The organism is Bacillus sp. EU52 (genome assembly GCF_037964975.1).
In the GTDB taxonomy this organism is placed as follows: Bacteria; Bacillota; Bacilli; order Bacillales; family Bacillaceae; genus Bacillus; species Bacillus subtilis.
Genome location: NZ_CP150177.1, coordinates 1,945,959 through 1,966,646, shown reverse-complemented (window position 1 = coordinate 1,966,646; position 20,688 = coordinate 1,945,959). Strand labels below are relative to the sequence as shown.

At 44.6% G+C, this 20,688-nt stretch carries 6 protein-coding genes; 5 read left to right on the top strand and 1 reads right to left on the bottom strand.

Annotated features, from left to right (window positions below; genetic code table 11):
• Positions 1 to 64: 64 nt before the first annotated feature.
• A complete protein-coding gene (gene iseA / locus NSU05_RS09770) occupies positions 65 to 610 on the bottom strand; it encodes a DL-endopeptidase inhibitor IseA (RefSeq protein ID WP_004399558.1) in 546 nt (181 codons plus the stop codon).
• 285 nt (positions 611 to 895) lie between these two features.
• Between iseA and NSU05_RS09765 the strand changes: the two genes are divergently transcribed.
• From NSU05_RS09765 to ppsB, 5 genes are all read left to right on the top strand, one after another.
• Positions 896 to 2,287, top strand: a complete 1,392-nt coding sequence (locus NSU05_RS09765) for an MATE family efflux transporter (protein WP_004399508.1) — start codon at positions 896 to 898, stop codon at positions 2,285 to 2,287.
• A 133-nt stretch (positions 2,288 to 2,420) separates the two neighbouring features.
• A complete protein-coding gene (gene galM / locus NSU05_RS09760; protein ID WP_038429067.1) occupies positions 2,421 to 3,398 on the top strand; it encodes an aldose 1-epimerase in 978 nt (325 codons plus the stop codon).
• Positions 3,399 to 3,431: 33 nt separating this feature from the next.
• Positions 3,432 to 4,907 carry a D-alanyl-D-alanine carboxypeptidase/D-alanyl-D-alanine-endopeptidase gene (gene dacB, locus NSU05_RS09755; RefSeq protein ID WP_024573330.1) on the top strand — a complete coding sequence of 492 codons (1,476 nt, stop codon included), beginning with the start codon at positions 3,432 to 3,434 and terminating at the stop codon, positions 4,905 to 4,907.
• 381 nt (positions 4,908 to 5,288) lie between these two features.
• Positions 5,289 to 12,974 (top strand): plipastatin non-ribosomal peptide synthetase PpsA, encoded by a 7,686-nt coding sequence (gene ppsA, locus NSU05_RS09750; protein ID WP_339204687.1) that lies wholly within the window; start codon positions 5,289 to 5,291, stop codon positions 12,972 to 12,974.
• Positions 12,975 to 12,998: 24 nt separating this feature from the next.
• The gene (gene ppsB, locus NSU05_RS09745; protein WP_038429063.1) at positions 12,999 to 20,681 is read left to right on the top strand and encodes a plipastatin non-ribosomal peptide synthetase PpsB; all 7,683 of its coding nucleotides are present in this window, start codon (positions 12,999 to 13,001) and stop codon (positions 20,679 to 20,681) included.
• The last annotated feature ends 7 nt before the right edge of the window (positions 20,682 to 20,688 follow it).

Here is a 20,688-nt window from a genome sequence, read left to right as displayed (position 1 = left end):
TTCGCCTATTGTCTTTCTTTTTGCAAACCAAATAAAAAACGCCCGCTTATACCGGGCGTTTTTCTTATATAACTGCGTCAAATTGATTGACTTTCCATTTTTTATTTTCTTTCACAAATGTCACTTTCCGTTTTGCAGAAGGGGATCCGTCTAATGTAGGGACGGTAAATTCGTATGTGATTGTGCTGCCTTTTTTAGAGATCAGTTTAGCAGTTGATTTTTTCCAATTCAAAAGATTGTCTCCGTCACCGATTGGAACAGCAAGTTTTCCTTTTGAAACAGTGAAATGATAATCTTTAAAGCCTTTTTCGATTGCTGTTTTTGTAAAAATAGGAGTTAAATAATTCACCGCTTTTGCTTTAGTGCCTAGATCACTGCACATGTATACATATTGAAGATTTTGATACTCAAATGTGCCTGATGGGCAAACTGCTTTTTTCACCTTCGGATTGTGGCCGCTCATGGTGTTCCAAAAATGTTCTCTAGCGGATAATGCCAACTGTAATGCTTGTTTTTGTGATAAATCGCCTGATGTATTTTTCGCAAATGCATTTGTGCTTAATGACAGAATAAGTGCAATGGTTGTTAGAAATAGAAGACATTTTTTCATTATCGCTCTCTCCTTCAAAATCTCTTTCTCTTATGTTACAAATGTTACAATAATTACGTATAGATTACAATACTTTTGCATAAATTATTTTTTATTCTTTTACTCACAAAAAATACGCCATTACTTGCTAGTTTATTCTTCATAAGCTAAAAAGATGTGTAAAATTAGAAGAATCGGGAAGGGTTTCATATGTGCAGTGATGAATAATAACATGTTACATATCCTGTTTTTGTCAAAAAATGAGGACATGTTTAAAAACGATTTCAAATAAAGGAGTCCTTTAATATGGAAACATCACAAGAACCTCTTGTAACTCAAAAGAAAAGCAAACCATCAGTTTGGCGGTCGATGTCACTCTTTTTAGTGCCGCTTCTGCTGAGCAATGTGCTGCAATCAGTCGGCCAGCTAGTCGGGATGATGGCTGTAGGCAGATGGCTCGGTGTTGATGCAGTGGCAGCTGTATCATCCTTTTTCCCGTTATTTTTTCTTTTAATCTCATTTACAATTGGGATCGGTTCAGGAAGTTCGATTCTGATCGGACAAGCTTACGGAGCGAAAAATGAGGAACGGCTAAAGGCTGTTGTCGGGACGACACTCACGTTTACATTTTTATTAGGCGTTGTGTTAGCCGTTATCGGCAGTATTTTCACCCTGGATATCCTTCGTTTAATGGGAACACCTGAAAATGTCATTCATGTCAGCGCTAACTATGCACGTATTTTATTTTATGCTATGCCGTTTATGTTTTTATATTTTGCATATACTACCTTTTTGCGCGGAACAGGAGATTCCAAGACACCGTTTTATACGCTGATTGTGAGCACGGTCATCAACATCGCACTTTTGCCTGTTTTAATCCTTGGCATGTTTGGTTTTCCGAAACTGGGCATATACGGCTCGGCATATGCAACTGTCATTTCTACGATTGCGACTTTTCTCGTGTTAATGGTGTATTTACGAAAGCGAAAACACCCGCTGCAATTTGATAAAACAGTGCGTCGTTATTTGAAAATGGATAAGGAACTGCTGGTTCTCCTGCTGCGTCTTGGGGTCCCAGCAAGCATCAATATGATTCTTGTCTCATTATCAGAGATAGCGGTTATTTCATTCGTCAATCATTACGGCTCTAATGCAACAGCTGCATACGGAGTGGTCAACCAGGTGGCCAGCTATGTACAGATGCCGGCCGTCAGCCTTGGTATTGCGGTTTCTATTTTCGCTGCGCAATCGATCGGAGCGAACGAGTTTGACCGCTTAAAGCAGGTCATTCGCGTGGGGATTTGGCTGAATTATATCATTGGCGGCGTACTGATCATTCTGATCTATGTTTTTTCACACCAGATTTTATCGTTATTTTTAACCGAGCAAGAGACGCTTTACATTGCGCACCGTCTTTTGATGATTACATTGTGGAGCTATTTGCTGTTTGGAAATGCCCAAATTATTTCTGCAACGATGCGGGCAAGCGGAACGGTTTTATGGCCGACCGTCATCAGTATTTTTGCAATCTGGGGAGTAGAGGTGCCTGTTGCTTTCGTCCTTTCTCACTATACAAAGCTTGAAATACTCGGCGTCTGGGTTGGTTATCCAGCTGCGTTTGCCGTCAGCTTGCTGTTGATTTATGGGTATTATCAATTCGTCTGGAAAAAGAAACAAATCACACGTCTCATCCAATAGCCTCCGAATCACACCGTTCATAAGTTTGAACGGTGTTTTTTTATTTGATAGGGGAAAATATAAAATGGAGGAAATATGGTACAGTACATTGAATTCTTATACTAGCAATGAATCAAGGAGAGGTTGAGTAAACATGGCAAACTTTATTGAAAAAATGACTTATTTGGGAACACCGGCCATCAAAGCGGGCAACGAACATCTAGAAATGATTGTTGTCCCTGAGTGGGGGAGCAACGTCATTTCTCTCGTGGATAAAACAACAAATGTCCAGCTTTTGCGTGAACCGGAAACAGCAGAAAGTTTTCACGACACACCAACATTGTATGGCATTCCAATCCTGTTCCCGCCTAACCGCATAAGTGACGGTACATTCAGTTTCCGGGGCAGAACGTATCATTTTGATATCAACGAGAAGGATAAACACAACCATCTTCACGGGTTTCTTTACCATGAAAAGTGGAATGTCGTGACCACGAAGCAAACTGATGAAGAAGTGATTGTTGAAACAGAAATTGATCTTTCTGAGCTTCCCTATGTGCAGAAGCAATTTCCTCATCATGCCGTCGTTCGGATGACATACACAATCAAGGAGAATACCCTATTTAAACATGCGACGGTCATGAACAAAGGAAAGGAAGCGTTTCCTTGGGGAATTGGTTATCATACTACATTTATATTTCCGGCAGAAAGCTCATTATTTTCCCTGACAGCAGATCAGCAATGGGAGTTGGATGAACGCCTGCTGCCGACCGGGAAGCTGATGGATGTCCCGTATAAAGAAGCTTTGCATGAAGGAATGGATTTGCGCCACAAGCAGCTGGATGATGTCTTTTTATCTTCTTATCAGAAGAGGGGCGGAGAAAACCAGACAGTCATTTATCATCAGCATGCACATATCAGCATTATTTATAAGGCAGATGAACAGTTTAAACATTGGGTTGTATACAATGCGGACGGAAAACAAGGGTATTTATGCCCTGAACCTTACACATGGGTGACAAACGCTGTGAATCTTGATTTACCTTCGTCACTCACTGGTTTACAAGTGCTGGAGCCGGGAGAAGAAACGACAGCTAAAAGCAGTATCACCATTGAACTGAATCATCAATAGCCAATGATGAAGCGCAGAGAGGCGGGGAAATGAATGAAAAAAAGCATAAAGCTTTATGTTGCTGTTTTACTGCTTTTCGTCGTTGCTTCGGTGCCTTATATGCATCAGGCTGCGCTTGCCGCTGAAAAACAAGATGCACTTTCCGGGCAGATCGATAAGATTTTAGCTGATCATCCTGCCCTCGAAGGCGCAATGGCCGGCATCACCGTTCGCTCTGCGGAAACAGGTGCTGTTCTATATGAACATTCAGGAGACACCCGAATGAGGCCTGCCTCTTCTCTAAAGCTTTTGACAGCGGCCGCGGCACTTTCTGTCCTTGGCGAGAACTATTCTTTTACAACCGAGGTCCGGACGGATGGAACACTGAAAGGGAAAAAGCTGAATGGTAACCTTTATTTGAAAGGGAAAGGCGATCCGACACTTTTACCATCTGATTTTGACAAAATGGCTGAGAAATTGAAACATTCCGGCGTAAAAGTAATTAAAGGCAATCTGATCGGTGATGATACGTGGCATGATGACATGCGATTATCACCTGATATGCCTTGGAGCGATGAATACACATATTATGGCGCGCCAATCTCCGCTCTAACAGCGTCTCCAAACGAAGACTATGATGCAGGCACTGTGATTGTTGAGGTCACCCCAAATCAAAAAGAAGGGGAAGAGCCTGCCGTGTCTGTCTCTCCGAAAACCGATTATATAACGATAAAGAACGATGCTGAAACGACTGCTGCCGGTTCAGAGAAAGACCTCACAATCGAAAGAGAGCATGGAACAAACACGATTACAATTGAAGGGAGCGTACCGGTTGACGCAAACAAGACAAAGGAATGGATTTCTGTCTGGGAGCCTGCCGGATATGCCTTAGATTTATTTAAGCAGTCACTAAAAAAACAAGGTATTACTGTGAAAGGGGACATCAAGACGGGTGAAGCACCTAGTTCTTCAGATGTGCTGCTCTCTCATCGCTCAATGCCTTTATCGAAACTTTTTGTGCCGTTCATGAAATTAAGTAATAACGGACATGCCGAAGTGCTCGTAAAAGAGATGGGGAAAGTGAAAAAAGGAGAAGGGAGCTGGGAAAAGGGGCTCGAAGTGTTAAACAGTACGCTTCCGGAATTTGGTGTTGATTCTAAATCACTCGTCTTAAGGGACGGATCAGGAATCTCACATATTGATGCTGTATCCTCAGATCAACTTTCACAGCTGTTATACGACATTCAGGATCAGAGTTGGTTCTCGGCTTATCTAAATTCTTTACCTGTTGCGGGCAATCCTGACAGAATGGTGGGCGGAACGCTGAGAAACCGCATGAAAGACACTCCTGCACAAGGAAAAGTAAGAGCAAAAACCGGATCGCTCAGTACGGTAAGCTCTCTATCGGGGTACGCAGAAACAAAGAGCGGAAAAAAACTTGTTTTCTCTATTCTTCTAAATGGATTGATTGATGAAGAGGATGGAAAAGATATTGAGGATCAAATCGCTGTCATTTTGGCAAATCAATAATAGCGGCAGACCTGTTTTCCAAGAGAAAACAGGTTTTTTTATGTCTGTAATAACGCTTTGTCGAACCTTCCAACAATTAGAAGAATGATGCACAAAAGAAAATTAGTTCGATTAAAAAGTAGTGTATAAGACCTTATGTAAAACAATACTTTTATCACTTTATATCCGGAAATTTGATAAAAAAAGAAACGAAAAATAAAGAAATAATACTATATTCAAAAAAATGTTATAAAAATTTAATGTTTTTTATTGTACTTTAAAAAATATCCGTTAATATAGTGCATATATGGATTATATAGTCATATAATTTCTTTTATTGACATTTTTCTGCTTTTTTCTACTTTTTCTTATCCTCTTATTATGAGAACTGGAGGGAATCCGTTGAGCGAACATACTTATTCTTTAACCCATGCCCAAAGGAGAGTGTGGTTTACCGAACTGCTGGAGCCAGATACCAGCATTTGCAATCTCGCAGCCTGTGTGAAATTCAAAGGCAATATTAAGCTTGATACTCTAGAGGGAGCGCTGAATCATTCCATCTCCCGCAACGACGCCATTAGATTTCAGCTGTTAGAAGGGGAAGAGCTTGAGCCGCGATTGCACCTTACTGAATATAAATATTATCCACTTAGAATAATTGATTTTTCAAATGTTGAAATGATAGAAATAGAGCAATGGATTCAGGATCAAGCGAGCATTCCATTTAAACTGTTCAACTCGCCTCTTTATCAATTTTACCTCCTTAGAATTGACTCTCATGAAGTTTGGCTATTTGCGAAATTCCATCATATCATAATGGATGGAATCTCTTTAAATGTGATGGGAAATCAAATTATAGATCTTTATCAAAAAATGAAAAAGAAAGATCCTTTACCTGATCAGCCGGAACCTTCTTACTTGAGTTACATCGAAAAAGAGAGTCAATATCTACAATCTCCGCGGTTTGCAAAGGACCGTTTATTTTGGACGCAAACCTTTGAGCACCCGTTGGAATACCACTCGTTAGCCGACCAGACGTCCTTACAAAAACAGAGCACATCTGCATCCAGAGACACCATCATTCTTTCACCTGATCTAGAGCAAACGATTCGAATCTTCTGCGAAGAACACAAGATCAATATCATTTCCTTATTTATGGCTTCATTTTACATATGCATCAGCCGAATCACTTCTAAAAAAGATCTTGCCATTGGCACCTACTATGGCAACAGAGGGTCAAAGGCTGAAAAAGAAATGCTCGGCATGTTCGTTAGTTCTCTTCCAATCAGAATAACGGTTGATCCTGACACAGATTTTCTTTCCTTTGTCCGCACAATAGGCAGGGAACAGCTTTCTGTTATGCGACATCAACGGTTTCCTTATAATTTGCTTGTAAATGAATTAAGAAATGAACAGAAGGATTTACACAACCTTATCGGTATATCTATGCAGTATCAGCCACTTCAGTGGCATAATGCAGATGATTTTGACTATGAAACAGCGCTTTATTTCAGCGGATACACCGCGAATGAGCTTTCAGTTCAAATACAAGAACGGATAGACAATGGAACCATTCAATTAAATTTCGACTATCAAAATACCTTGTTTTCTCTTGAGGATATTAAACGAATACAATCTCATTTGCTTACCATACTGGAAAACGCCCTTCAACATCCGCACAGCTTTATAAGAGAATTAGATATGACGAATACAAGAGAAAAGCAAAAATTGTTGTATGAGTTTAACAGGACAGTATCTGTTTCACCTAAAGCTTTCACCCTACATGGGCTGTTTGAGCAACAGGCAGCTTCCACACCGGAGCGGCCAGCCATTCGCTTTTCAGGCGGTTCGCTGACATACGCTGAGCTTGACATGTACGCCAGCCGGCTGGCTGCGCACCTTGCGGCACGCGGCGTCACAAACGAAAGTATCGTCGGTGTCCTGTCTGAACGCTCACCTGACATGCTGATCGCTGTCCTTGCTGTATTGAAGGCCGGAGGGGCGTATTTGCCGCTTGATCCTGCGTATCCAAAGGAGCGGCTGAGCTACATGCTGAAAGACAGCGGGGCATCGCTCTTGCTGACACAGCCGGGATGCTCCGCACCAAACTTTTCTGGCGAAACGCTTGAAGTGGACATGACATCTCTTGAGTGTGAAGAAGTAAAACGTCATGTGTCTGCTTCTGTTAGCGACGGATCTCTCGCCTATGTCATCTATACATCGGGCTCTACCGGGCAGCCGAAAGGAGTGGCCGTTGAGCACCGCCAGGCTGTTTCTTTTCTGACCGGCATGCAGTACCAGTTTCCGCTTTCGGAAGATGACATTGTCATGGTGAAAACCTCTTTTTCCTTTGATGCGTCTGTGTGGCAGCTGTTTTGGTGGGCTCTTTCCGGTGCTTCGGCGTATCTGCTTCCGCCCGGCTGGGAAAAAGACTCCGCATTGATCGTACAAGCCATTCATCAGGAAAACGTGACAACGGCTCATTTTATTCCGGCTATGCTGAACAGCTTTCTCGATCAAGCGGAAATCGAAAGGCTGAGTGACAGGACAAGCCTAAAGCGTGTATTCGCCGGAGGTGAACCGCTTGCGCCGCGTACGGCAGCCCGTTTTGCTTCTGTATTGCCGCAGGTATCATTAATCCATGGCTACGGGCCGACAGAAGCCACGGTAGACGCGGCATTTTACGTGTTAGATCCAGAACGGGACAGAGACCGTTTGCGGATTCCGATTGGGAAGCCCGTACCTGGTGCGCGTTTGTATGTTTTAGATCCGCATTTAGCCGTACAGCCTTCCGGTGTCGCCGGCGAACTATACATTGCCGGAGCGGGTGTTGCCAGAGGTTATTTGAATCGGCCGGCATTAACGGAGGAGCGTTTTCTTGAAGACCCGTTTTACCCGGGTGAACGCATGTACAAAACCGGGGATGTGGCGCGCTGGCTCCCTGACGGGAATGTTGAATTCCTCGGGCGCACGGATGATCAGGTGAAAATCCGCGGCTACCGGATTGAGCCGGGAGAAATTGAAGCGGCACTAAGAAGTATAGAAGGTGTAAGAGAGGCGGCCGTTACCGTACGGACAGACAGCGGGGAGCCGGAATTATGCGCTTATGTAGAAGGGCTCCAAAGAAACGAAGTCCGAGCGCAGCTTGAGAGACTGTTGCCGGGCTACATGGTCCCAGCCTATATGATAGAGATGGAACAGTGGCCGGTTACGCCAAGCGGAAAGCTCGACCGAAACGCCCTGCCAGCTCTTAACGGAGCGGCAGATGCGGAGACCTACACGGCGCCGAGAAACGTGACTGAGATGAAGCTTTCTCAGCTGTGGGAGGACGTGCTGAAAAATGGCCCTGTCGGGATTCACGATAACTTTTTTGACCGCGGGGGGCATTCCTTAAAAGCAACAGCGCTTGTCTCACGGATCGCCAAAGAATTCGATGTACAGGTGCCGCTAAAAGATGTGTTTGCCCATCCGACGGTAGAAGGGCTGGCTACCGTTATCCGTGAAGGAACGGACAGTCCATATGAAGCGATTAAGCCCGCTGAAAAACAGGAAACCTATCCGGTTTCCTCTGCCCAAAAGCGGATTTATGTCCTTCAGCAGCTGGAAGACGGAGGGACAGGCTACAATATGCCGGCTGTGTTAGAGCTCGAAGGGAAGCTCAACCCTGAAAGGATGGACAGAGCTTTCAAAGAGCTGATCAAGCGCCACGAGTCGCTTCGAACCGCCTTCGAACAGGACGAAGGAGGCGATCCGGTGCAGCGCATCCATGACGAGGTGCCGTTTACGTTACAGACTACAGTTCTCGGCGAACGAACCGAACAGGAGGCCGCAGCCGCATTTATCAAACCGTTTGATCTCAGCCAAGCACCGCTGTTCCGTGCCCAAATCGTAAAGGTATCAGATGAGCGGCACCTGTTGCTGGTTGATATGCATCACATCATTTCAGACGGTGTTTCCGTCAACATTCTGATTCGGGAATTCGGCGAGCTGTACAATAATCGGAAGCTTCCGGCACTGCGCATTCAATATAAAGATTATGCCGTATGGCAAGAAGGATTTAAAACAGGGGACGCGTACAAAACGCAAGAGGCGTACTGGCTGAAGCAGCTCGAGGGCGAGCTGCCTGTGCTGGATCTTCCGGCTGATCATACCCGCCCGCCGGTGCGAAGCTTCGCGGGTGACAAGGTCTCATTTACGCTGGAACCAGAGGTTGCATCAGGCCTTCACAAGCTGGCACGAGAAAACGGAAGCACCCTGTACATGGTGCTCCTTGCGGCTTACACCGCGTTCTTGTCACGCTTAAGCGGACAGGAAGATATCATCGTCGGCTCGCCAATTGCCGGCCGGCCGCACAAGGATCTTGAGCCGATACTCGGCATGTTTGTGAACACGCTGGCGCTTCGGACGCGCCCGGAGGGCGGGAAGCCATTCGTACAGTATTTGCAGGAAGTGCGTGAGACAGCATTGGAAGCCTTTGAGCACCAAGATTACCCGTTCGAAGAGCTTGTCGATAAGCTTGAATTGACACGAGATATGAGCCGGAACCCAGTGTTTGATGCGATGTTTATCCTTCAAAATGTGGAAAAACAAGACATAGATCTGAGAGAAATAAAAGTCCGGCCTGCCAATTTCGCACATCACATTTCCTTATTTGATATCACATTAATAGCTACGGAAATAAGTGGATCTATTTGCTGCGAAATGGAATTTAGTACAGAAGTATTCCTGAAAGCTACGATTGAACGCTGGGCCGATCATTTTACCGAATTTCTGCATGCGGCACTTTCAACCCCTGAAACAAGCCTTGCACAAATAAACATACTTAGTGATAAAGAAAAACAAAAAATAGTCTTTGAATTTAACAAAACTCAGGTTGAATTTGCTCAAAAAGATGTTCCTTTTCATCGCATATTTGAAGCGAAAGCTGAAGAAATTCCAGAACATATAGCTGTTATTGATAACGAAATAGAGATTAGCTATCGACTTCTAAATGAAAGAGCCAATCGTCTGGCACGAACATTGCAAAAGAGAAAAGGACCGAAGCCAACTGTGGCTGTATTAGCCAAGCGGTCCATTGATGCAATTGTTGGAGTGCTGGCAGTGATGAAAGCTGGCGGAGTGTATATCCCAATCGATTCACATTATCCAAAAGCCCGTATTGAATATATTCTTCGTGATAGCGGGGCAGATATTCTACTTTCACAGCAGGAATTGAAGCATTTGATTTCAAACTTGCCTGAATCTGAGATGTCTCATATCTGCCTTGACGATGAAAGCACTTATGAAGAAAGTAACTGCAACCTTAACTTATCTCCTGCTCCTGAAGAGCCGGTATATATCATTTATACGTCAGGAACGACGGGTGCGCCTAAAGGTGTTATTGTCACCTATCAGAACTTTACTCATGCTGCTCTTGCTTGGCGTCAAATTTATGAACTGGATCGGAAGCCTGTCAGACTGCTTCAAATCGCGAGCTTTTCATTCGATGTCTTCTCAGGAGATTTGGCGAGAACATTGACCAACGGCGGGACTCTAATCGTTTGCCCAGATGAAACACGGCTGGAACCTGCTGAAATATATAAAATCATGAACTCTCAGAGAATCACGGTGATGGAGTCGACACCGGCTCTCATTATCCCGGTGATGGAGTATGTATACCGTAATCAGTTCAAGCTTCCTGACTTAGACATACTGATCCTTGGTTCCGACATGGTGAAGGCTCAAGATTTCAAAACATTGACAGATCGCTTTGACCAAAGCATGCGCATCATTAATAGCTATGGTGTCACAGAGGCAACCATTGATTCGAGTTTCTATGAAACCAGTATGGGTGGAGAGTGTACGGGAGATAACGTACCAATCGGCAGCCCGCTGCCGAATGTACACATGTACGTACTCAGCCAGACTGATCAAATTCAGCCGATCGGTGTTGCCGGCGAGCTGTGCATCGGCGGGGCAGGTGTTGCGAAAGGCTATCATCATAAACCTGACTTAACGCAAATGAAATTTACAGAAAATCCATTTGTCTCTGGAGAAAGGCTGTACAGAACCGGTGATCGAGCATGCTGGCTTCCAAACGGAACGATCCGGCTTCTTGGCCGAATGGATTATCAAGTAAAGATAAATGGATACAGAATTGAAACAGAAGAAATTGAAAGTGTTCTGCTTCAAACTGGGCTTGTCAGAGAAGCTGCTGTTGCCGTTCAGCATGATAAGAATGGACAGGCTGGTTTGGCTGCATATATTGTGCCTTCAGACGTCAATACGAATGCTCTCCGTGCTGCTTTAACAAAGGAGCTGCCAGCGTATATGATTCCTGCACATCTGATTCCTTTAGAAAACATGCCGCTGACCCTAAACGGAAAGCTGGACAGAAATGCCTTGCCGGCTCCAAATAATGTGTTATCGCGTCCATATACCGCACCAGTTAACGACATGCAAAAAACGATGGCGTATATATGGGAAGATGTACTGAGCATGTCACGAGTCGGCATTCACGATTCCTTTTTTGAGCTTGGCGGAGACTCAATTAAAGCATTACAAGTGGCAGCACGTCTGGCAGCTGAAGGCTGGAGCATGACAATACGCGACTTATTCCGTTATTCAACGATTCAGGAACTATGCGGACATATCACACCATTGGCATCTCAAGCGGACCAGGGACCTGCGGAAGGTGAAGCTGAACTCACCCCGATTCAGCGAAGATTTTTCGGACAGGTACATGCTTTTCACTATCATTACAACCAGTCCGTCATGCTTTTCAGTGAAAAAGGATTCAATGCTAACGCGCTTCATCTAGCGCTGCGTAAAATAATCGAGCATCATGATGCCATTCGCATGATTTTCCAACGTGACCAAAACGGCCATGTCATTCAGTTTAATCGCGGAATCAATCACAAGGATCATGAACTGTTTGGCCTTTATATTTCAGATTGGACAAAAGCATTGCTGGAAAGGGCTCATCTTGATGAAAAACTTGCCGCTGAGGAAACCGTCATTCAAAGCAAAATGAATGTAGAAAAAGGGCCTTTGCTGCAAGCAGGTTTGTTTAAAACGGCAGAAGGGGATCATTTGCTGATTGCACTTCATCATCTTGTGATAGATGGCGTTTCTTGGAGAATTCTGCTTGAAGATTTAGCTGCAGCATATCAACAGGCTTTAGAAAAGAAAGAAATCCAATTACCGCCAAAAACGGATTCTTATTTATCCTACGCCGATGGTCTTACCCAAATAGCTGAAAGTAAACAATTGCTTTCAGAGAAAACGTATTGGCAAACGATTTTAGACGCTCACACTGCTTTTCTTCCTAAGGACATAGAAAATGTGCCGGACAGACTCCAAATGAACAGCGACGCAGCAGCGTTTGTACTATCCGGGGACTGGACTGAAAAATTGCTGTTTGAAACCCAGCAAGCCTATGGTACTGATGCCAACGAACTTTTGCTTACGGCTTTAGGAATGGCGCTTTCTGAATGGACTGGGCATGACCAAGTCGTGATCAGCACTGAGGGACACGGTAGAGAAGGGCATGTGCCAAACATTGATATTTCAAGGACCGTTGGATGGTTTACTTCCATTTATCCTATTCTGCTAGACATGGGTATTCCCGAGCCTTTCGAGGATCAGCTCGCATACCGAATTAAGACGACAAAAGATATGCTGAGAAGAGTACCGAACAAAGGAACTGGATACGGATTGTTAACACACATAGGAGAACTGCGGCATAAAGAGCCTGAGGTCAGCTTTAATTATCTCGGTCAATTTAGCGAAGAGAAAGAAGCTGATACGTTTCAATTATCATATTACCAGCCCCGTTACGAAATAGCGGGTGAGAGAGAACGAGAGTATGAGCTGGACATCAACGCTCTCATTACGGACGGACGGCTTCAAGTAAAAGCGGTATACACCCAGGCGTTCAGCAAACACTCAATTGAGTGCTTTATGGATCGTTTTCACAGGCATCTTATCGAGACGATTGAGCATTGTTCGCAGAAAAAAGCACGCGAAAAAACATTGAGCGATTTCAGCAATAAGGAATTAACGTTGTCTGCATTATCTAGCATCGAAGATCTCGTGAAAGATCTTTAACTTTTGAAAAGGTGTGTGGAATTGATGGCACAATCGGCACAAATTCAAGATATTTATCCGTTATCGCACATGCAGGAAGGAATGCTGTTTCATTCACTAATGGATTTCAGCTCGAAAGCATATATCGAACAGACCTCGTTTACGATCACAGGGAATCTATGCGTCGACTCGTTTCAAAAGAGCTTAAACCTTCTTGTTTCTAGATATGATATTTTCAGAACGATTTTCATTAAAGAAGTACCAGATCTTACAGGTCCGCAGCAGGTAGTCTTATCAAACCGGGAATTGACAGTATATAGAGAAGATATTTCTCGCCTGGCTGATCAAGAACAGCAGACGCTGATTGATGCTTTTATGACTAAGGATCGGGAAAAAGGATTTGATTTGCAAAAAGATCCTTTAATGCGTCTTGCCCTTTTTGATAGAGGAGACAGCCAATATACATGTGTCTGGACACATCACCATATCATCATGGATGGGTGGTGTCTCGGCATTATTCTTAAAGAGTTTTTCAGCATGTATGATTCGCTCAAAAATAACTCACCTGTACAGCTTGGCAGCACGGTGCCGTACAGCCGTTATATTGAATGGCTCGGAGAACAAGATCAAGAAGAGACCGCTGCCTACTGGAGCGAATATTTGAAGGAGTACGGCAATACTGCTTCTATTCCCCGAATAAAGCGCCGCACGGCAGACGGGAATTATAAAGCCGACCAGGTCAGCTTTTCATTGGCGCAGGAAATGGTTGAGAAACTGACAAAGGCTGCCCAAAACTGGGGAGTGACATTAAACACGTTGTTTATGAGTATTTGGGGCGTGCTGCTCCATCGATATAATGCTGCAGATGATGCCGTTTTTGGCTCCGTCATTTCGGGACGCCCGTCAGCGATTGATGGGATTGAATCAATGGTCGGCTTGTTTATCAATACTGTTCCAGTGCGAATCCGATCTGCGGAAGGCATAACGTTTTCTTCACTGGTCAAAGCCGTGCAGGAGGATATTTTATCATCTGAACAGCATGGGTATTATCCGCTTTATGAGATTCAAAACCATAGTCCATTGAAGCAAGGGTTGATCGATCATATTTTTGTTTTTGAAAATTACCCTGTACAGCTTCATCAGGCATTAAGCGTGGAGAGTGAAAATGACGAAGGCGCTCTGAAGCTGAGTGACATTTCAATGTCGGAACAAACCAATTACGACTTTAATATCGTTATCGTTCCGGGAGAATCATTTTATATCAAATTCAGCTACAACGCAGACGTTTACGAGCAGGAGGAGATGCTGAGGATTCAGGGGCATCTAAAGCAAGCACTGGATTGCATTTTGACAAATCCCGATGTTGCCGTCAGTGACATCAATATCGTGCCGCCGGAGGAGCAACAGGTTATCCAATTGTTTAACGAAACTGAGCGTCCTTATGTGAACAAAACGATACCCCAATTGTTCGAGGAACAAGCTCACAAAACACCTGAAGCTGCTGCATTGAAAATGGGAAACAAATGCTGGACCTATCGCCAGTTACAAGTAAGAGCCAATCAGATTGCGCACGCCCTGATAGAAAAAGGCGTTGGATCTGGAGATATCGTTGCTGTAATGATGGGCCGGTCAATGGAAATGCCTGCAGCTCTGCTTGGGATTTGGAAAGCAGGCGGCGCTTATATGCCGCTTGATCCACATTTTCCAGCAGAACGTCTTTCTTTCCTGCTGAAGGACAGTCAAGCGGCTCAATTGCTGATAGAAGAAGACCTTATTTCCTTAATCCCTCCGTCCTATGAAGGAAATACGATAACGATAGAACATACAGAAAGTTACCAAACAGAAGCGCCAAATATGCCGCCAGGTGATCTAGCCTACTTGATCTATACGTCGGGAACGACGGGGCGCCCTAAAGGGGTTTTAGTTGATCATCACGGTATTGCCAATACATTGCAATGGAGACGGGAAGAGTATAGCATGACCGAACAGGATATATCCCTCCATTTGTTTTCGTACGTGTTTGACGGCTGTGTAACGAGCTTATTTACCCCGCTTTTATCTGGTGCGTGCGTACTGCTGACAACAGATGACGAAGCGAAGGATGTGCTGGCCCTTAAGCGAAAAATAGCCCGTTATAAGGTCAGCCACATGATCATTGTTCCTTCCCTGTACAGGGTGTTATTGGAAGTGATGACTGCTGACGATGCAAAAAGTCTTCGTATTGTTACATTTGCGGGTGAAGCGGTCACGCCTGATCTGCTTGAGTTGAGTCAAATGATTTGTCCTTCTGCTGAACTGGCAAATGAATACGGGCCCACAGAAAACAGTGTGGCAACAACAATATTGCGGCATCTGAATGAAAAAGAGAGGATCACGATCGGACACCCGATCAGAAACACAAAAGTATTTGTTTTGCACGGAAATCAAATGCAACCGATCGGCGCTTCGGGTGAACTGTGTATTTCCGGCGCGGGTCTTGCGAGAGGATACTACAAACAGCAAGAGCTGACACAGAAAGCATTCTCCGATCATCCATTCCTTGAAGGGGAGCGTTTATACCGAACAGGTGATGCAGGCCGCTTTTTGCCTGATGGAACGATTGAATATATTGGGCGTTTTGATGATCAAGTAAAAATTAGGGGTTACCGTATTGAACTGAGAGAGATTGAAACAGTTCTTCGACAAGCACCAGGGGTAAAGGAAGCCGCGGTACTGGCCCGTGATGTTTCTGCTGAGGAAAAGGAGCTCGTTGCTTATATCGTTCCAGAAAAGGGAAACAGCCTCCCAGATTTGTATCAGCATCTTGCCGGGACATTGCCGTCCTATATGATCCCAGCAAGTATTATCAACATCAGCCGGATGCCATTAACATCCAGCGGCAAGCTTGACAGGTTTGCGCTTCCTGAACCAGAAAACAATAAGAGTGTCACATATATGGCGCCCCGAACCTTAATCGAAGCTGATCTCGCACATATTTGGGAAGATGTGCTGAATAAACAGCACATCGGCATTCGTGATGATTTCTTTCAGTTAGGCGGACAGTCCTTAAAAGCGGCCGCACTGGTATCAAGAATACATAAAAAGCTTAATGTCGAGCTGCCGCTCAGTGAGGTGTTTTCTTATCCGACGGTTGAAAGCATGGCGGTCAAATTGATGAGCTTAAAAGAACACGCTTTTACACAGATTGAACCTGCGGATCAAAGAGATGTCTATCCGCTGTCTTTCTCGCAAAAACGATTATATGCTCTTCATCAGCTGGCAGATGACAGCACAGGCTACAACATGCCAGCTGTACTTGAATTACGCGGAAATCTGAATCACCAGCGGTTGAGAAGCGTTCTCACAGAACTTGTGAATCGGCATGAAGCATTACGGACTGTTTTTGTGCTTGACAGAGACGAGCCTGTGCAGATCATTTATCCAGAGATAGCTTTTGATCTAAAAGAGCTTGAAATGGAATCAGAACAAATGCTTGAGTCTGCAATCGAGACCTTTATCAAACCGTTTGATCTATCATCCGGTCCGCTTTTTAGAGCATGTGTCATTACAATGGGCAATAATCGCGGCTTTTTGCTGCTCGATATGCACCATATTATTGCCGACGGTGTCTCGATGAGCACTCTTGTCCAAGAATTTACTGACTTATATTGCGGAAAAGAGTTGCCAGCTTTAAACCTGCATTATAAGGATTTTGCTGTTTGGCAGCAAGAGAAGCACCCAAAAGAGCTATACAAAAAACAGGAGGCCTACTGGCTCGGTCAGCTTGGCGGGAGTCTTCCTACACTAGAATTACCGCTTGATAAAACAAGGCCGCGTCTCCCTGATTTCAGCGGTGGAACAATTGAAGTCAACATTGATAAAGACATGGCTGATGAGCTGCACCGTTTAATGGCTGAAACGGGAACAACATTATATATGATTCTTCTGGCTGTCTATTCTATTTTGTTATCTAAGCTAAGCGGGCAAGAGGATATTGTTGTCGGTTCGCCTGCTGCCGGAAGACCGCACGCTGATCTGGAGCGCGTCATCGGGATGTTCGTCAATACATTGGCGATGCGCAGCAAGCCCGAGGGCCACAAAACGTTCAGCTCCTATTTACAGGACATTCGCCACCTGGCTCTGACCGCTTATGAGCATCAGGATTATCCTTTTGAGGAGCTGGCAGATAAGCTCGATACAAATCGAGAGGTAAATCGCAACCCGCTGTTCGATGCGATGCTTGTGCTTCAAAGCAGTGAAGATTTCCGGTTCGAAGTGCCTGGTCTGTCGATTTCGTCTGTCACTCCTAAACATGATATATCCAAATTCGATTTAACATTACACGCTGAGGAGCATCCGAGTGGAATACGCTGCCGTTTTGAATACAGCACTGCTCTTTTTGAAGAAGAAACCATTACGCAGTGGGCATCCTATTTTATTGAATTGGTGAAAGGGGTAACGGCGGATACCGAGATGAGAATTTCGGACATGCAATTGCTTCCTGCTGCAGAGCGTAGGTTGCTCCTTGAAAAAATGGGGCAGTATGCGGATTATCCGAGAAATGAAAACATAGTAAGCTTATTTGAAAAGCAAGCCGCTCAGTATCCGGAGCATATCGCAGTGGTGTGCGGCCATTCTCAGCTTACGTATCGAGACCTGAATGAAAAAGCCGAGCGGGCAGCTGCTATGCTGATCAAACAAGGGGTCAGAACTGGCGATATCGTCGGTCTGATGCTCGATCGGTCACCTGATATGATCATTGGCATTTTATCGATTTTAAAAGCTGGAGGGGCCTATTTGCCGATTGATCCTGAATATCCCAAGGAGCGTATTAGTTTTATGCTCAATGACAGCGGAGCAAAACTGCTGCTGACAGAGCGCGGTCAAAACAAACCTGCAGACTACACCGGGCATATTTTGTATATCGATGAATGTGAAAACGACTCAATTCCGGCTGATGTAAACATTGAAGAAATAGTAACGGATCAGCCCGCATACGTGATATACACATCTGGAACGACTGGCCAGCCAAAGGGAGTCATTGTCGAGCACCGCAATGTGATCAGTCTCTTGAAGCATCAAAACCTGCCTTTTGAATTTAACCATGAAGACATCTGGACGTTATTTCATTCTTATTGCTTTGATTTCTCTGTATGGGAGATGTTCGGTTCGTTATTGAACGGAGGTACATTAGTCGTGGTCTCTAAAGAAACAGCCCGTGACCCCCATGCATTCCGTTTATTGTTAAAAAAAGAGCGCGTCACTGTACTCAATCAGACCCCGACTGCTTTTTACGGCTTGATGCTTGAAGATCAAAATCATACAGATCATTTAAACATCCGCTACGTGATTTTTGGCGGCGAAGCCTTACAGCCCGGCATGCTTCAAAGCTGGAATAAAAAATATCCTCATACTGATTTGATTAATATGTACGGTATTACAGAAACAACGGTCCATGTAACATTCAAAAAATTGTCCGCAGCAGACATTGTAAAAAATAAAAGCAATATCGGACGGCCGCTTTCAACTCTGCAGGCTTATGTGATGGATGCTCATATGAATCTGAAGCCGATCGGAGTTCCAGGGGAGCTGTATATAGGCGGCGAAGGTGTGGCACGGGGATATCTCAACAGAGATGAGCTGACCGCTGACCGTTTTGTATCCAATCCTTATCTTCCGGGAGACAGATTATACCGAACAGGAGATCTTGCTAAGCGCCTGTCAAATGGCGAGCTGGAATACTTAGGCCGCATTGATGAGCAGGTGAAAGTCAGAGGGCACCGTATTGAGTTAGGCGAAATCCAAGCGGCACTTCTTCAGTATCCAATGATTAAAGAGGCGGCTGTCATTACCAGAGCAGACGAGCAAGGGCAAACAGCTATATATGCATATATGGTGATAAAAGATCAACAGGCTGCGAATATATCAGACATCCGAACTTACCTAAAAAAAGCCTTGCCTGACTTTATGCTGCCTGCCCGTATGATACAAATTGACAGCATCCCGGTGACTGTTAATGGAAAGCTCGATCAGAAAGCCCTGCCAGAGCCTGAAAAACAAGCTTATACAGCTGATGATATCAGTCCTAGAAATGAGATTGAAACGGTGATGGCTGAAATTTGGGAAGAGCTTCTTAATGTAGATGAGCTGGGTGTAAGCGCCAATTTCTTTGAGCTTGGCGGAGACTCTATTAAAGCGCTGCAGGTTTGTGCCAGACTGAAGCAGCGCGGATTTGAAACGACAGTACGTGAGATGTTTGAACATCAGACTCTTGGTGAACTGTCCGCCCGGGTTCGAAAAGACGTACGCGCCATTCACCAAGGCCCGGTCGAAGGCGAGATTACTTGGACACCTATCCAGCAGTGGTTTTTCTCGCAATCTCTGGAAAGCCATCATTTTAACCAATCCGTTATGATCTACCGGGCTGAACGATTTGATGAGGCTGCGCTTAGAAAAGTACTAAAAAGCCTTGTGACTCATCATGATGCACTGAGAATCGTATGCCGGCATGAAGATGGCAGGCAAGTGCAGATAAACAGAGGGATAGATCTTTCAGATGAGGAGCTATATGCACTTGAACTGTTTGATGTAAAGGATAGCCTAACAGAAGCCCGGAACACGATTGAGGAAGCAGCCAGCCGGATGCAAGAACATATTCGTTTGGAAACCGGCCCCTTACTTCACGCTGGATTGTTTAGAACCGAGAATGGTGACCATTTATTTCTGACGATTCATCACTTAGTTGTTGATGCGGTTTCCTGGCGCATTTTGTTCGAGGATTTTTCAGCGGCTTACAAACAGGCAGTCTCAGGAGAATCTATTAAACTGCCGCAAAAAACAGATTCATATTTAACGTATTCACAAAGAATAGCTGACTACTCTAAAAGTCGCCAGGTGCAGCGCGAAGCAGCGTACTGGGATGAGTGCGAGAACCGTCACATCCAGCCTATTCCAAAAGACAATGACGCAGCATCTAACACATTCAAAGATACAGAAGTGATTGATTTTGAGCTATCTCGCCATCACACAGAATTACTACTAACGGCTGCACATAAAGCTTACAGCACGGAGATGAATGATATCCTTCTGACAGCTTTAGGTCTTGCTTTGCAGAAATGGACGGGAAATAACCAATTTAAAATCAGCATGGAGGGCCACGGAAGGGAATCATATCTTGAGGACATCAATATTAGCAGAACTGTTGGCTGGTTCACCTCCATTTATCCTGTGTGGCTTGATATGAGAGATTCCGATCATAAGGACAAAGAAGAGCGGCTGGGCCACCTTATTAAACAGACAAAAGATATGCTGCACCGTATACCGCATAAAGGCGCAGGCTACGGCGTGCTGAAATATATCAGCAAAAGATGGGGCTCTCAGAAAAACAGCCCAGAAATCAGCTTTAATTATTTAGGCCAGTTTGATCAGGATATTCAATCAAATGCCTTTGAGGTGTCTGACATCAAGCCAGGAAATGAGATCAGCCCGAACTGGGATCGTCCTTATGCACTGGATATCAGCGGCGCCGTTTCTTCGGGGTGCCTGAACATGCACATCATCTATAACAGGCTGCAATTCGAAGATAAAACAATCCAAACATTTGCCGGGCATTTTAAACAGACACTGGAAAACATCATTAAACATTGTACGGGCAAAGAAAACCGAGAGTGGAGCGCATCTGATTTCACTGATGAAGACTTAACGCTTGATGAATTGAGTGAGATTATGGGAGCCGTCAACAAACTATAGGAGAGGA

Excerpts from the sequence above, each read along its gene's own strand:
- iseA (WP_004399558.1), bottom strand. The coding sequence starts at position 610 with ATGAAAAAATGTCTTCTATTTCTAACAACCATTGCACTTATTCTGTCA.
- NSU05_RS09765 (WP_004399508.1), top strand. The coding sequence starts at position 896 with ATGGAAACATCACAAGAACCTCTTGTAACTCAAAAGAAAAGCAAACCA.
- galM (WP_038429067.1), top strand. The coding sequence starts at position 2,421 with ATGGCAAACTTTATTGAAAAAATGACTTATTTGGGAACACCGGCCATC.
- dacB (WP_024573330.1), top strand. The coding sequence starts at position 3,432 with ATGAAAAAAAGCATAAAGCTTTATGTTGCTGTTTTACTGCTTTTCGTC.
- ppsB (WP_038429063.1), top strand. The coding sequence starts at position 12,999 with ATGGCACAATCGGCACAAATTCAAGATATTTATCCGTTATCGCACATG.